Source organism: Neomegalonema perideroedes DSM 15528 (genome assembly GCF_000374145.1).
Classification (GTDB): Bacteria; Pseudomonadota; Alphaproteobacteria; order Rhodobacterales; family Rhodobacteraceae; genus Neomegalonema; species Neomegalonema perideroedes.
In genome coordinates this window covers 792,714-806,490 of sequence record NZ_KB893653.1, presented here as the reverse complement: position 1 = coordinate 806,490, position 13,777 = coordinate 792,714, and the positions used below count along the sequence as shown (strand labels likewise).

At 69.6% G+C, this 13,777-nt stretch carries 11 protein-coding genes; 3 read left to right on the top strand and 8 right to left on the bottom strand.

What is annotated here, in order from left to right:
* Window positions 1–39: 39 nt before the first annotated feature.
* Both B161_RS0103850 and B161_RS18560 read right to left on the bottom strand, forming a co-directional pair.
* Window positions 40–1,545, bottom strand: coding sequence for a tyrosinase family protein (locus B161_RS0103850; protein WP_026310177.1), 1,506 nt, complete (start codon window positions 1,543–1,545; stop codon window positions 40–42).
* Window positions 1,546–1,697: 152 nt separating this feature from the next.
* Window positions 1,698–3,830: a S8 family peptidase gene (locus B161_RS18560; RefSeq protein WP_018632056.1), complete on the bottom strand. Its 2,133-nt coding sequence runs from the start codon at window positions 3,828–3,830 to the stop codon at window positions 1,698–1,700.
* Between the two features lie 314 nt (window positions 3,831–4,144).
* Between B161_RS18560 and B161_RS19505 the strand changes: the two genes are divergently transcribed.
* A complete protein-coding gene (locus B161_RS19505; protein WP_157755518.1) occupies window positions 4,145–5,653 on the top strand; it encodes a sensor histidine kinase in 1,509 nt (502 codons plus the stop codon).
* A 167-nt stretch (window positions 5,654–5,820) separates the two neighbouring features.
* Here the strand turns inward: B161_RS19505 and B161_RS18550 are convergent, their stop codons facing one another.
* Together B161_RS18550 and B161_RS16580 are read right to left on the bottom strand one after the other, a co-directional pair.
* Window positions 5,821–6,417 (bottom strand): MlaC/ttg2D family ABC transporter substrate-binding protein, encoded by a 597-nt coding sequence (locus B161_RS18550; protein ID WP_018632053.1) that lies wholly within the window; start codon window positions 6,415–6,417, stop codon window positions 5,821–5,823.
* Window positions 6,418–6,458: 41 nt separating this feature from the next.
* The gene (locus B161_RS16580; protein WP_018632052.1) at window positions 6,459–7,211 is read right to left on the bottom strand and encodes an MlaA family lipoprotein; all 753 of its coding nucleotides are present in this window, start codon (window positions 7,209–7,211) and stop codon (window positions 6,459–6,461) included.
* A gap of 186 nt (window positions 7,212–7,397) precedes the next feature.
* Between B161_RS16580 and B161_RS16575 the strand changes: the two genes are divergently transcribed.
* Window positions 7,398–8,357, top strand: coding sequence for an ArsR/SmtB family transcription factor (locus B161_RS16575; protein WP_040789236.1), 960 nt, complete (start codon window positions 7,398–7,400; stop codon window positions 8,355–8,357).
* Here B161_RS16575 and B161_RS0103815 read toward each other — a convergent pair.
* Entirely contained in the window at window positions 8,354–9,424 is a 1,071-nt protein-coding gene (locus tag B161_RS0103815; protein WP_018632050.1) for a class I SAM-dependent methyltransferase, read from the bottom strand. The two genes, B161_RS16575 and B161_RS0103815, sit on opposite strands and share 4 nt — an antisense overlap.
* Window positions 9,421–10,305 (bottom strand): prolipoprotein diacylglyceryl transferase, encoded by an 885-nt coding sequence (gene lgt, locus B161_RS0103810; RefSeq protein WP_018632049.1) that lies wholly within the window; start codon window positions 10,303–10,305, stop codon window positions 9,421–9,423. Before lgt ends, B161_RS0103815 begins: the two co-directional genes overlap by 4 nt.
* A gap of 138 nt (window positions 10,306–10,443) precedes the next feature.
* Here lgt and B161_RS0103805 point away from each other — a divergent pair, with 138 nt between their 5' ends.
* Window positions 10,444–10,716 carry an accessory factor UbiK family protein gene (locus B161_RS0103805; protein ID WP_018632048.1) on the top strand — a complete coding sequence of 91 codons (273 nt, stop codon included), beginning with the start codon at window positions 10,444–10,446 and terminating at the stop codon, window positions 10,714–10,716.
* A gap of 21 nt (window positions 10,717–10,737) precedes the next feature.
* Here the strand turns inward: B161_RS0103805 and nudC are convergent, their stop codons facing one another.
* A complete protein-coding gene (gene nudC, locus B161_RS16570) occupies window positions 10,738–11,670 on the bottom strand; it encodes an NAD(+) diphosphatase (RefSeq protein WP_018632047.1) in 933 nt (310 codons plus the stop codon).
* A 105-nt stretch (window positions 11,671–11,775) separates the two neighbouring features.
* Window positions 11,776–13,764 (bottom strand): transketolase, encoded by a 1,989-nt coding sequence (gene tkt, locus B161_RS0103795; RefSeq protein ID WP_018632046.1) that lies wholly within the window; start codon window positions 13,762–13,764, stop codon window positions 11,776–11,778.
* Window positions 13,765–13,777: the final 13 nt, after the last annotated feature.

Here is a 13,777-nt window from a genome sequence, read left to right as displayed (position 1 = left end):
GCCCTGCGCGAAGACCGCCCCCGGAGGTCTCGTCCAGCGTCATTTATAGCGCAGAACGATCTTCTCGAAAGAAAGGCTCTGATCGCCCTCCGCCGATTCGAGGCGCAGCAGGAATTGAATGTCCGCCGGACGCAGATTGCGCTCCATCAGGCCCGGACCCGCCTCCATGCTGAAGGACATGCGCGCGCCCTCCGCCGCCGCGCCGATCAGCGTCGGCATCAGCACGCGGTCGGCCAGAAGGAAGGTCTCTCCCTCGGCGCCGCGGCGGGCCTCCAAAATCAGGCGACCGGGCTTTTGCGGCAGAGCCACGCCGGTCAGCAGCAGATCCACGCTTCCATTGGCGGTGACGGGCGGCGGCGCGGGCGGCGCGACGGCGCCGCCGCCCGCCGAGGCCGGGGCCGCCAGAGCGCTCTCGCCGTTTCCGCCCGAGGCCCCTTCGCGCCGGGGCGCGGTCAGGACGCGGGCGGCGGCGCCGAGCGTCGCCTCTCCCTCCACGGCGAGGACATATTCGAAATTCCGCGTGGAGGAGGCGCCTGCGGCGCTCGCGACTCCGCCGAAGGCGCCGAAATTCGTGCGGTCGTAGCGATAGGCGGCCGGAACGTTGCGCGCGCCGTTCAGACCAAACTCGACGAAGGCGATTCTGGAGCTGTCTTCGAGGTCGCGCGTGGCGATCTGCAGCATGCCGCCGTTCTGATTCTGAAAGGCGAAGCGCCGCGCGCCCCAGACCGGATCGGTCGGCGAGACCCGCCCCGCCCCGCCCTGACTGCGCCAGACCTCCCAAAGCCGGTCTATGTTGGCGTGCAGAGCGTAAAAGAGCGGATCGAAGCCCGAGGTGGCGAAGTCGAACATGTCGCCGCCGACATAGGCGTGGGCGGAGTTATGCGCCTCCATCTCCAGCTGTCCCGGCGCGAAGACGCCCCGCAGAGGACGGCCTCCGGCGAATTCGGCGAAGCTCGCGCTCCGCGCCGCCTGACGCTCCGTCTGGCGGCTGGAGCCCGCGAAAGGCAGGGGCTCGCGGGAGAAGACTCCCACCGCCCGCGCGGCGTGCGCCAAAGGATTGCTCGCCGGATCGCCCTGATAAATCTGCGGAATCGTGGGGTTGGCGTGCATGTCCCAATAGGGCAGCGCCAGATTCGGATCGCCCGAAGCCTCGCGCAGCCGCAGCTCCATCGCCGCCAGATAAGCCCGGTGCCAAGGCAGGAACCACCAGCCGCCGTGGACTTCGTTCTCAGGATCGCGCCGCCCGGCGTTCAGCCGCGCCGAGGGGCCGCAGATCTGCGCGTGATAAAGCGCCCCCTGACGCCAGCCGCCCGGATGCGGCAGACCCTGCGGCATCCCGGCGTCCAGAGCGCGCATCGCCTGAACTCCGCGCCGCAGCGACTGCACCACCTGATCGCGCTCGCTCAGCTCATGCGCCGAACGACGGACGGGAGGACCGGCGGGCTGCGCCAGCGCCAGCTTCTGGACCGCCGGAGCGGCCAAAGCGGCGCCCGCGAGCAACAAAGCGGCGCGGCGGGTCGGACGAAAACGCGCGTTCCGAGTCATGCGGCTGGTTCTCCCTGAATGTCGCAGATGGAGGCCGGCCCGTCGTCTTCACAGCGATTCTCGTCGGCCTCGCGGCATCCTAGCGCGCGCGAGTCTCCTCGCCAATTCACGCTCTCGTCTCAGGCCCGGATTTTTTCGAATCTTGTTCACCTTCAGGGAGCCGAGAGGCGGTCCGGGGCCACGAAGCCCGGAAATCCCTCCGCGAAGCTCTCAGCCTGACGCGCGTCGAGGCGGGTTTCGAAGGCCATGACGCCCCGGCCCGTCGCGGGATCGAGCTGAAGCTCCGCCACCGGCGATTCGGCGGGCGCGGCCTGAAGCGCCAGACCGCGCAAAGCCTGAAGCCGCGCCTCGGACGAACCCTCCGCGCCGCCCAGAGCCAGATCCAGCATCTCCGGGTCGATCTCGAACATGAAGCGCGCTCCGGTGCCCGCGCGGATGGCCCCGAAATCCGGCCCCTCCGCGACGACGACAGGCGCGGGAACCGGAGGAGGAGGCGGAGAAAGGACCGGCGGCGGGGCCGGGACATAGGTCGGCGGCATGCGGGAGAGCGTCGTCCGGGCGTAGGCGGCGGAGCCGAACAAGCCGGACTCCGTCCCGCCTCCCTCGGGGCGCAGACGCGCGAGAACCTCGGGAGACAGCGCCGTCGGCGCGCCGGGCGGCCCGATCCGCGGCGGCAGAAGCGCCGTCCCGCCCGAAGAGGCCGAGGCCAGCCCCGGCGGGGCCTTGCTCCCCGCTCCGGCCGAGGCGGTCGCCTCCAGACTCGACAGCGCCGCCGGAAGGTCGAGAATCGGGAGGCCGTCCTCCAGCCGGGGCCCCGTCTCCTCCAGCAGCGCGAAGAGGCGCTCCATGGAGAGATTCGGCGCCCGCCGCCGCAGCCTGAGCAAGGCCCCCGTCGCCTGAGGCGCGGCGAAGGAGGTGCCTTCATCCGTCGCGTAAGGGGTCTCGCCGAGGGTCGAGCTGACCATCCCCACGCCCGGCGCCGCCAGATCCGCCGAAGCGCTGACGTTGCTGAAGCCCGCCAGAGCCTCGCCTTGGGCGTCGAGCGCCGCCACCGCCAGACTCCGCGAGACGCAGGCGGGCATCCCCACCCGGCCCACCACGCCGGAATTGCCGGTGGCCGCCACCGTCGCCACGCCCATGCGGTCGAGGAGATAGGCGATCTCCGCGAGATATTGCCGTCCCTGAAAGGCTTCGTCGCAAGGATCGTCGGGCGCGGCGCTCGCAAGGCTGAGATTCGCCGCCGCCACGTCATGCTCCGCCGCCACGCTGGAGACGAAGCGCAAAGCCGCGATCTGATCCGAGACGTAAGAGAGCGGGCAAGGCGCCCTCTGGCCGAAGGCGGCGCAGGTCAGAGGATCCTCCACCCGCGAAAAGACCTGAATCGCCAGAATCGGCGCGCCGGGGACGATTCCCTCGATGGCGCGGCGCTCGCCCTCCGGCCCGAAATAGGCCCCGCCCCGCCCGGAGATCAATCCGGCCACCTTGGTGCCATGGGCGCAGAGCGGCCCCATCTCCTGAGGATCGCAGGGGCGCGCGGCCTCGCCGAGCGTCTGGGCGGCGCGTCCGTTGGGACAAAGCGTGCGCGCCCGATCCGCCGCCACCGTGGAGGAGAAGCAGGCCTGACGCACCACCAGACCCTTGAGATAAGGATGTTCGGCGTCCACGCCGGTGTCGATCACGGCGGCGGCGGGGCCCTCCGGCGGCGGAGGTTCGGGAATCGGCCCGGGCGCCGGATCCGAGAAGGCGGATTCGGAGGAGGGCGCCCCATTCTCCGGGGCCGGGGGCGGGGTCGGGGGCTGAGTTTGGGTTTGGGCTGGCGGCGAAGGCGGAAGTTCAGGCGGCGTTTTGGGCGGCGTTTTGGGCGGCTCGGCGGCCCAGGGCCTCAGGCGGTCGAAGGCCACGGAGGTGAGGCGGTCCACATAGATCTCGGCCGCCGCGCCCGAATCGATCAGCGCCTGAAGCTGCGCCGCCGTGACCTCGGCCACCCGCAGATCTCCGCCGAGCGGCTGAAGCCCGCCCGCGCCCCCCTCTAATGCGCCCCCCTCTAATGCGCCCTGCGCGGCGGCGGCGGCGGCGGAGAACCTGCCGCCCGCCCTTGGGGCGCCGGCTTCGGCCTCGCGCAGCCGGATCACCGCCCGCGCCGCGCCGCGCAGCCGGATCGTCTCATGGATCGCGGGCTCGACGTAAGGCGAGAAGGAGACGGGATCCTCCGCCGAGGCCCTCCCCGGCCCGAGGCAGGCCGCTCCCCAAAGGGCGAAGGCGGCGCAAGAGAGCGGAATCCTCATGGCGGAGCGCCTCCGTCGCGCGAGTTCACGTCTGGCTTATCCTTTTGAACAGGATCATCAAAAGGCGCGAAAATCAACGATTCCGCAAGACTTCTCCTGTCTTTGAAAGGCGAACCTTCTTTGCAGCGCGCGGGTCCGGCCGCGCGGCGCTTTGGATCGTCGAAGCCTCAGCAGCCCTCTTCGCCCTTCTCCGGCGCGCCGGAGAAGCCGATTTCGGGCGCGCCCGCGTGAATCGCACGGGCGCGCGACGGGCGTTAAGGGAAAAAACACCAGATGGGCCCTCACTGAGGCAGGCGCAATTCATGGATGCCGACATGCCTGACCCTGCGGCCGATCCGCCCTCCGCCGCCCAACATCCTTTGGGGGCGCGTTTCTCGACGCGGTTGGCCTTGGGCCTCTCCGCCTCGATCTGCGCCGCCTTCTTAGGCTTCGCAGGCGTCTCCGCATGGCGCGAGGCCGGCGCCAGCGCCGAGACTCAGCGCATCGTCCGCTCGCATCTCGCGCGGAGTCTGGCGGGGGCTTTGGCTCAGCCGGTCTGGAACGAGAATCACGCCATGATCGGCGCCATCGGAGAGGCCGCCATCGAAAACGGCGTCTTGCGGATGCGCGTCTTCCGTCATGACGGCGAGCTTCTCCTCGCGCGCGCCGCGCAGCAGGAGGCCGAGGACGAAGAAGGCGAACTGGTCGTCAAACGCGCCCCGATCCTGAGGATGGTGCAGAACGCCCCCCGCAAGGTCGGCGAGCTGGAGATGGTCTGGCGCGCGCCGAACTTCGCGCAGGCTCTGGCGGTTCAGGCCCGCTCGAAGATGCTGCTGTTGCTGACCACCCTCGCGGCGGCGCTGCTGATGACCCATCTGCTCGTGCGGCGGCTGGTGACGCGGCCTCTGGAGGCGCTCGGGGCGGCCATCGAGGCCTCGCGCCGCGTCGTCCCGCCCGAGCCCCTGCGCATGGAGCCTCCGCCGCCCGCCGAATTCGGCCCGGTGGTCCACGCCTACGACCATCTCGCCGAGGAGGTCCGCCGCCGCGACGCCATCCTCGCCACCCGCATGCGCGAGCTGCATCGCGCCGACGAGGCGAAATCGCGCTTCCTCGCCATGATGAGCCATGAATTGCGCACGCCGCTCAACGCGGTGATCGGCTTCGCCTCGATCATCAAGGACGAGATGATGGGCGAGGTCTCCGAACCGCTGTATCGCGACTACGCCAACGACATTCATGAAGCGGGCGAGCATCTGCTGGGGATCATCAACGACATCCTCGATCTGACGCGCCTTCAGCAGGGCCGGATGGAGATCCATCCCTCGCTCGTCCACGCCAGCGAATTGCTGCGGGCGGCGCGGGTGCTCGGCGAGGCCAAGGCCAGCGCGCGAGGCGTGCGGCTGGAGCTGGCGGACCGGCCGGTGTCTCTGGCCGACACGCTGCGCGTGGACGGGCGCCTCGTGAAGCAGGCGCTGCTGAATCTGGTGGACAACGCCATCAAGGCCTCGCCCGAGGGCGGCGCGGTGCGGGTCTGGTTTCTGGACCGCCCCGGCGGCGGCGTGGCCTTCGTGGTGGAGGATTCGGGCTCCGGATTCGGCGGGCGCGACGTCGAGAAGCTGTTTGAAAGCTTCTCCAGCGAGCAAAACGCCTATGTGCGCGACAAACAGACGGGGCTGGGGCTCGGGCTGCCGATCTCGCGCCAGATCATGCGGCTGCATGGCGGCGACGTGGCCATAGACGCCGACGCGCCGGGCGGCGGACGCGCCAGCCTCGAATTGCCGGAAAGCGCGGTGGCGGTCCGCCGCCTGCCCGAGGCGCCCAGCGCCGTCTCCACGGCGGTGTGACCCGGAGCGTCGGCCGGCGAAGCCGGGACGGCTTCGCGTCGTGAAAACGCGACCACGAAGGAATTGGAGCGCCTGAACGGTCCATTTGGACCGGAAAACGCTCCAGACAGAAAAAAGGGCTCCCGCGCGGGAGCCCTTTTCGAACGTTCAGGCTAAAGGCTTGGGGCTCAGCGTCCGGCGCGGGCGCGCAGATCGTTGAGGAAGGCGTTCATGTCGCCGCCGCGGGCCTCGATCATGGCCACGAATTCGCTGCGCTGGGTCTGAGCCAGCGAAGCGCCCTCGATCACCAGATCCGCCACCTTGGGCGAGCCGGAGCGGTCGCTCACGCTCCATTGCACGTTGACCGGCGCCGTTCCGGGCCGGGCGATCTGGGTGTTCACCACCACGCCCCGGTCGCCGAGGTCGGTCGCGCCCACGATGGACAGCATCTCGCCGTTATAGCCGGTGAAGCGGTCGGTGAACCAGCGCAGCACGTAATTGGTGAAGAGGTCGACGTATTCCTCGCGCCGGGCCTCGGGCATGTCGCGCGAATAGCGGCCGAGCGCGAAGCCCGCGATCTGACGCACGTCGGCGTATTGGGTCAGGACGGCGCGCATCTGCGCCTCCTCGCCCGCGACGCTGCCGTCGCCGACGATGGCGATCACGCGGCTGGCGGCGTCCTGCACCAGCGTCCGGGCGGTCTGGGCGTCTACGGCCAGAGCCGCGGCGGGCGCGCCGAAGGCGAGGGCCAAAGCCAAAGCCGAGGAGCGGAGAAGGGTCGTCATCGTCGGAGTTCCTTAAACTGATCGAGGGAAAGCGGCCTTTTTTAGAAGGGCTCGTCCTCATAGATGTCCGGCGCGAACGGCGCCGCCGTGGGATCGCCGCCTGCGATCAGCGCGCGGCGCTGCTGCAGCCAGACGCTCTTGGCGATGGCGTAGCTGTCCGCGGACTCGTAAAGGGCGGTGTCCACCGAGGCCATGTTCTTGGCGCGCCAATCCACGCCTCCGGCCACGAAGGCCGTCGGCTGAACCCAATCCGTCCATTCGGGCTTGGCCGCGCCCGTGGCCCAGGAGACCGGATCCAGCGCCATGCCGCCCAGACGCCCCGCCGCGTCGCGGGCCGTGGAGGGCCCGAGCAGGGGAAGCTCCACATAGGGCCCCTCCCCCACGCCCCAGGCGGCGAGGGTGCGGCCGAAATCCTCCTGCTGCTTGGGCAAGCCGACTTCGGTCGCCGGATCGAGCAGGCCGCCCGCCCCGACGAGCGTGTTCACGGCGAAGCGGCCGACGGAGGTCGCCGCGCTCTGGAGGTCGCCCCGCAAGGCGCCCTGCACCGCCTGAGCGGGAACCGCGAGGTGATCCGTCGCGTTGCCCACCAGATGTTTGACCAGCGCCGGGGTCGCGGCCTCGTAGACCTGCGCCGCAGGGCGCAGGGCGAAGCGGTCGGCGGCTTTGTTGAAGCCGTGGATCGCGCGGTTGGCGGGCTCGAAGGGATCGGCGATCAGGCCGTCTCCCGCCGCTTGGTGGCCGCCCGCGGCGCAGGCCGAGAGGCCTCCCGCCAAGACGACCGCCGTCAAAACCATTCCGAGCCTTCTGATCTGCACCGTCGCGTCTCCTCACTCTCAAGCGCTCTCTAAAATAGGCCCCCGCCTCCCGCATCGCCAGAGCGCGGAAGGCTTTTCCTGCTGCGGCGCGTCAAGTTCCCGAGAGATGCGGCGGTCTTGCCGCAGAACTTGTCGGCGCGCGCGCGGGGCGCCATAAGCGCCGCCATGAGGGCGCGCGATCTGGATCATATGCTGACGGCTCTGCGGGGCGCGGGCGAGGAGACTCGCCTGCGGATTCTCGCGCTTTTGGCGCATGGAGAGCTGGCGGTCGCGGAATTGACGCAGATCCTCGGCCAGAGCCAGCCCCGCGTGAGCCGGCATCTGAGGCTTCTCGCCGAGGCGGGCCTGATCGAGCGGCGGCGCGAAGGGGCATGGGCCTTCTTCCGGCTGGCGCGGGAGGGATTCGGGGGGGATCTCGCGGGTTTCCTGCTCCTGCGGAGCGCCCCGGAGGACGCCGCCCTCGCCGCCGACCGCGCGGGTCTGGAGCAGGTCCGCCGCCGCCGCGCCGAGCAGGCCGCCGCCTATGTGCAGGAGCGCGCGCGGGCGGGCGATTCCCTGCGCGGGCTGCAAGCCCCCGCGCAAGAGGCCGAAGCCGCCGCCCTCGCTTTGCTGCGCCCGGCGGATGGGGCGAAGTTCCGGCGCTTCCTCGATCTCGGCGCGGGCGACGGGCGGATGCTGGAGATCTTCGCGGAGCGTTATTTGTGGGGCGTGGGCTATGATCTGCATCCGCCCATGCTGGCCTATGCGCGGGCGCGGCTTCAGGGGCCGGAGTTTCCGCATTGCGAATTGCGTCAGGCGGATATTCTGGATCTCCCCGAGGCTTCGGGCGCGGCCGACGGGGCGATCTGCCATCAGGTTTTGCGCTATCTCTCGGATCCGCCCAAGGCCGTGGCCGAGGCGGCGCGGGTTCTGGCGCCGGGCGGCAGGCTGCTCATCGGCGATTTCGCGCCCCACGCCCTCGAGGAGCTGCGCGAGAAGCACGCCCATCGGCGGCTCGGGTTCTCGGACGCCGAAATCTCGGAGCTCTGCGCGGCGGCGGGGCTGAAGCCGATCGAGACGCGCAAGCTCGGGCCGCCCCGCCGCGACGGGCTGACCCTCGCCTTCTGGCTGGCGGAGAAAGCTTAGCCGAAGCCCGGAGGCGCAGGCGCCTCCGGCCCTGTGACCGCCAGAGCCTTGAAGAGCCGTCCCATCTGATCGGGCGCGGTCAGGCGGAGGCGCTCGGCGGCGATTCGCCCGGCCCGCGCCGGATTGGCCCGCGCCAGAGCCTCGGCCCGCGCCCCGATTCCCAGAGCCTCCAATAAATCGCCCTGATTCCGCAAAGGCCAAGCCCGCGCCCCCGCGCCGGAGGCCGCCGCGCGGAGCGCCGTGAAATCCACATGGGCGGTGAGGTCGGCGGGGCCTTCGAGGTCCAGAACATCGACGAAGGCGTGTCGGCGCAGCGCCTGAAACGTGTCGCCCAAGGCCGGGCCCGCATGGCCATAATCGATCCAGAGCGCCGCCCCGCCGCTTCGGGCCAGACGCGCCCCGATCCGCGCCGCCAGACGCAGACTCTCCGGCGAAGCCTCGAAGATCGCGCCTTCGGGGGCGTTCGCAGGGGCGCCCGCCGCCTCGACGGGCGGCCCGAGCCCGAAACGCGGCGCGTCGCCCTCCGGCGCGAGGCCGATCAGCCTTTCGCGCCAAGCGCCGCCCGCGCGCTGAAATTGCCGGATCGGCAAGGCGTCGAAGAGTTCATTGGCGATGAGCAGCAGAGGGCCGTCTGCGGGAAGCTCGGCGAAATCGGCGGCGAAGGCGGGGGCGAAGGCCGCCAGCTTCCCGGCCTGAAGCGCCCGCAGCCTCGGCGAAATCTCGATCAACTGAAGCCGCGCCGCCTTGAGGAAGCCGGGGACTCGCCCCGCCGCGCGCAGAGCGTCGGCCATGAGCGTTCCGCGCCCCGGCCCCATCTCGACCAGCAGGAAGGACTCCGGCGCGCCCTGATCCAGCCAGACTTGCGCCAGCCAAAGCCCGAGCAATTCGCCGAACATCTGCGAGATCTCAGGCGCGGTGACGAAATCGCCGCCCGCGCCGAAAGGCTCTTGGGTCAGGTAATAGCCGGTTTCAGGATCGGCCAGCCGAAAGCGCATATATTCCGCGACGTTCATCGGCCCGTCCGTCCGCAGACGCGCCAGAAGCCCCTCGCGCGCGCCTCGCGTCATCTGGAGGCGGCGGCGGGCGGCCGGGCGCGCAGCGCGAAGGCGATCAGCCCCAGACCGACCAAAACCATCGGCAGAGAATAGACTTGCCCCATGGTCAGCTTCAGCGGCCCGAGGATCAGCGCATAGCCCTCGTCAGGCATGAAGTAGTCCATCTGCCGGAAATTCTCGACGAAGAGCCGCGCCGCGCCATAGCCCGCAAGGAAGATCCCCGCGCAAAGCCCCGGACGCCGCAAAGCGCCGCCCCTCCATGCGAAGAAGAGGATCAGCCCGAGCAAAAGCCCCTCAAGGCCCGCCTCGTACAACTGGCTCGGATGGCGGGCGACCTCGTCGCCGCGATAGATCCACATGTTCTGCGCGTCGCTCCAGAGCGGGAACTTCATGCCCCAAGGCGCGGCGGTCTCGCGGCCGTAAAGCTCGGCGTTCACGAAATTCGCCAGACGCCCGAAGAAGATCCCGATGGGCGTCGCGCAGGCCACGGCGTCGCCCAGCGACAAGGGCGCGGCCTTGACCCGCCGCGCGAAGATCCAGATCGCCAGAGCCGCGCCGATCAGACCGCCGTGGAAGGACATGCCGCCCTCCCAGGTCTTGAGGATGTTCCAGGGCGCGGAGAGATAATCCCCCGGCCGATAGAGCAGCACGAATCCGAGCCTTCCGCCGAGGATCACGCCCAGAGCCATGGCGAGGAGCAGATCCTCCGTCCGCTGCGCGGGCATGGGCGCGACGGCGCCCGGCCAGAGCTTCGGACGGCTCATCAGCGCCGAGACGTAGCGCCAGCCGATCAGCAGACCCGCGATATAGGCCAGCGCATACCAGCGGATTCCAAAGCCGCCGACGCGCAGAAGATAGGGGCTCCATTCGGGAAAATTCAATTGCGCGAGCATGATGGAGCCTCCTGATTCCGGCGGGCGCATCCTGAGCGGCGGCGCCCTCCCCGTCAAGCAGCCCTGCGAGCGGCCTTGCTCCGCCTCTCCATAAGCGCCATATCAGGCGCGAAGGCCCTCAGGTCCATGGAGAAAGCTATGCAGACCAATTCGAAATTCTTCGACGACCTCTCCCGGATCGTCACCGGCGCGGCCAGCGTGGCGCAGGGCGTGAAGGACGAAGCTCAAGGCTTCGTGAAGTCGCGGGTGGAGGGCCTCGTCAGCGGCATGGACTTCGTCACCCGCGAAGAATTCGAAGCCGTGCGCGACATGGCCCAGAAGGCCCGCGAGGAGAACGACGCTCTGACGGCCAAGCTCGCCCGGCTGGAGGCCCGGCTGGCCGCTCTGGAGACGCCTCAGGCCGACGCCTGAGCCCGCCCCGCGCCCTGCGGATCAGCGAAAGCCGATCCGCCCTTCCGACCAGAGCTTCAGCAGCCGATGGGCGATGCTGAAGCTCGGCGGAATCTGAAGATAGCCGCGCCCGGCGACGGCGCGCGCCACCTCGGCCCGCGTGGCCCAGACGCCGTCGCGCAATTCCTCAAGCTCCAGCTTCAGCGGCGCCTCGCCGAGGCTCTCGGCCAGACAGCCGATCATCAATTGGCCGCCGAAAGGCCAAGGCTGCGAGCAGACGTAATCCACCCGCCCGACGCGCTGGCCGGATTCCTCCGCGACTTCGCGGCGCACCGCCTCCTCGACGGTCTCGCCCGGCTCGACGAAGCCCGCCAGCACCGAGGCCCACAGCGCTCCTCCGGCCCGGCGCGCCAAAAGACAGCGCTCGCCGCGCTCCACCAGCATGATGACCACCGGATCGGTGCGCGGAAAGCTCTGATGGCCGCAGGCCGCGCAATCGCGCCGCCAGCCGCCTGAAGCCGAGTTCATCGCTCCGCCGCAGCGGGCGCAATGGCGGTTGTCGTTGCGCCAGACGAAAAGCGAGCGCGCGCAGCCCGCTAAAGCCAGATCCTCCGGCGAAATCTTCGTCGCCGCCTCGCGGAGCGGCAGGAAGGCCGCCGTCGCGCCCTCGGGGGCCAGAGCCGCCAGAGCGGGCGGAATCTCCTCCCTCCCGGTCAGATCCAGCGCGAAACGGGGCTCTCCGGCTTGGGTGCGGCCCATGAGCGTCGGCGGTTCGGCGGCCAGAGCCAGAATCTCCGGCGTGAGGCGCATCCAGGCGAGATCCTCGCCGAAAACCAGAGGATCCCCCGCCCTCGCCGCCATGACCCGGGCTTCGGGCGCCTTGAGCAGCGCCTCCAAAGCCTCAGGATTCCCGCGCAGCTCCGCGGCCCGATCCGCCAGCCCGCCCGTGAAATCTCTGAAATTTCTCTCCGCCATGCTTTCCTCCGGCCTTGCGGCGCGGATCATACACAGGAAACCGTAAGGAAAAAGACGCGCCGGAGGGCTCCGGCGCGTCTTTCGGAAGGTGCGGTCGAAAAAGCTTCAGGCGCGGGCGCGGCGGGCGAGGGCCTCTTTGGCCTTGGCCGCCACATGCTCCGCGTCGATGCCGAAATGCTTATAGAGCGCCCCCGCCGGAGCCGAAGCGCCGAAGCCCTTCATGCCGACGAAATTGCGGGAATCTCCGGTGAAGCGCGACCATCCGAACTCCACGGCGGCCTCGACGGCCACCCGCGGCGCCGAGCCGAGGACTTTGGCCTGATAAGCCTCCTCCTGCTCCGCGAAGAGCTCCTGCGAGGGCATGGAGACCACCGCCGCCCGGATTCCCTCGGCCTTGAGCTTCTCGGCGCCCGCGAGGGCGATCTCGACCTCGGAGCCGGTGGCGATCAGCGTGACGTCGCGGGCGCCGCCCTCGGCCTCGCGCAGCACGTAGCCGCCCAGCGCCGTGAGGTTCCGCTCCGCGCCGCCGCGCAGGAAAGGCAGATTCTGCCGCGACAGAGCCAGCACCGAAGGCCGGTTCTTCTGCGTCAACGCGATCTCCCAAGCCTCGGCGGTTTCAAGCGCGTCGGCGGGGCGGAAGACCAGCATGTTCGGCAGAGCGCGCAAGGTGGCGAGGGTCTCGACCGGCTGATGGGTCGGGCCGTCCTCGCCGAGGCCGATGGAGTCATGGGTCAGCACATAGACCACCCGCAGGCCCATCAGAGCCGAAAGCCGCATGGCGCCCGCCATATAGCCCGCGAAGACGAGGAAGGTGCCGCCATAGGGAATGAAGCCCCCATGCAGCGCCAGACCGTTCATCGCGGCGGCCATCTCATGCTCGCGCACGCCGTAATAGACGTAGCGCCCGGAGAAATCGCCGGGCTTCACCTCGCCCATGCCCTTGGTGAGCGTCAGATTGGAGCCGGTGAGATCCGCCGAGCCGCCGATGGTCAGCGTGGTCGCGGCGTTGATCGCGCCCAAGGCGTTCTCGGAGGCCTTGCGGGTGGCGACCTTCGGCTTCTCCTCGACGAGCTTCGCCTTGAAGGCGCCGAGCTTGGCGTCGAAATCGGCGGGAAGGGCGCCCGAGACGGCGGCCTCGAATTCGGCCTTCTTCGCCGAAGCCGCGAGGCGCTTCTCCCAAGCCTCGCGGGCGCCGCGCGAACGCTGGCCCGCGCCGCGCCAAGCCTTGAGCGAATCCTCCGGGATCTCGAAGGCGCCGTAGCTCCAGCCGAGCGCCGCGCGGGCGCCCGCCAGCTCCTCGGCGCCCAGCGGCGAGCCGTGGACCTTGGAGCTGCCCGCCTTGGTCGGCGCGCCCATGCCGATCACCGTCTTGCAGGCGATGAGCGTCGGCTTGTCGAGATTCGTCTTGGCGCTTTCGAGGGCGGCGTCCACGGCGTCCTGATCATGGCCGTCGACTTCGATCACGTCCCATCCGGCGGCGGCGAAGCGCGTGCGTTGGTCCGTGCTGGTCGAGAGATTGGTCGCGCCGTCGATGGAGATGGAGTTGTCGTCCCAGAGCACGATCAGCCGCCCGAGCTTCAGATGGCCCGCGAGGTCGACGGCCTCATGGCTGATCCCCTCCATGAGGCAGCCGTCGCCCGCGATCGCATAGGTGAAATGCCCCACGAGATCGTCGCCGAAGCGGGCGTTCATCAGGCGCTCGCCGAGGGCGAGGCCGACCGCCGTCGCGATTCCCTGACCCAAAGGCCCGGTGGTGGTCTCGATTCCCAGAGCATGGCCATATTCCGGATGGCCCGCCGTGATCGCGCCGAGCTGGCGGAAATTCTTGATCTGCTCCAGCGTCATGTCCTCATAGCCGAGGAGATGATGCAGGGCGTATTGCAGCATCGAGCCATGGCCCGCCGACAGGACGAAGCGGTCGCGGTCGGGCCAATGGGGCTGCGAGGGGTCGAGCTTGATATGCCGCGTGAACAGGACCGTCGCCGCCTCGGCCATGCCCATGGGCATGCCGGGATGTCCGGAATTGGCGGCCTCCACGGCGTCGGCCGCGAGGAAACGGATGGTGTTCGCCATCAAGGCGGGGGTCGCAACCATGGTTCTCTCCCTA

Bases quoted from the DNA above. Each gene is read 5' to 3' on its own strand.
- B161_RS0103815 (WP_018632050.1), bottom strand. From the start codon at position 9,424: ATGACGCGAGGCGCGCGCGAGGGGCTTCTGGCGCGTCTGCGGACGGAC.
- B161_RS19505 (WP_157755518.1), top strand. From the start codon at position 4,145: ATGCCTGACCCTGCGGCCGATCCGCCCTCCGCCGCCCAACATCCTTTG.
- B161_RS18550 (WP_018632053.1), bottom strand. From the start codon at position 6,417: ATGACGACCCTTCTCCGCTCCTCGGCTTTGGCTTTGGCCCTCGCCTTC.
- B161_RS18560 (WP_018632056.1), bottom strand. From the start codon at position 3,830: ATGAGGATTCCGCTCTCTTGCGCCGCCTTCGCCCTTTGGGGAGCGGCC.
- B161_RS0103850 (WP_026310177.1), bottom strand. From the start codon at position 1,545: ATGACTCGGAACGCGCGTTTTCGTCCGACCCGCCGCGCCGCTTTGTTG.
- tkt (WP_018632046.1), bottom strand. From the start codon at position 13,764: ATGGTTGCGACCCCCGCCTTGATGGCGAACACCATCCGTTTCCTCGCG.
- B161_RS16575 (WP_040789236.1), top strand. From the start codon at position 7,398: ATGAGGGCGCGCGATCTGGATCATATGCTGACGGCTCTGCGGGGCGCG.
- B161_RS0103805 (WP_018632048.1), top strand. From the start codon at position 10,444: ATGCAGACCAATTCGAAATTCTTCGACGACCTCTCCCGGATCGTCACC.
- lgt (WP_018632049.1), bottom strand. From the start codon at position 10,305: ATGCTCGCGCAATTGAATTTTCCCGAATGGAGCCCCTATCTTCTGCGC.
- B161_RS16580 (WP_018632052.1), bottom strand. From the start codon at position 7,211: ATGGTTTTGACGGCGGTCGTCTTGGCGGGAGGCCTCTCGGCCTGCGCC.
- nudC (WP_018632047.1), bottom strand. From the start codon at position 11,670: ATGGCGGAGAGAAATTTCAGAGATTTCACGGGCGGGCTGGCGGATCGG.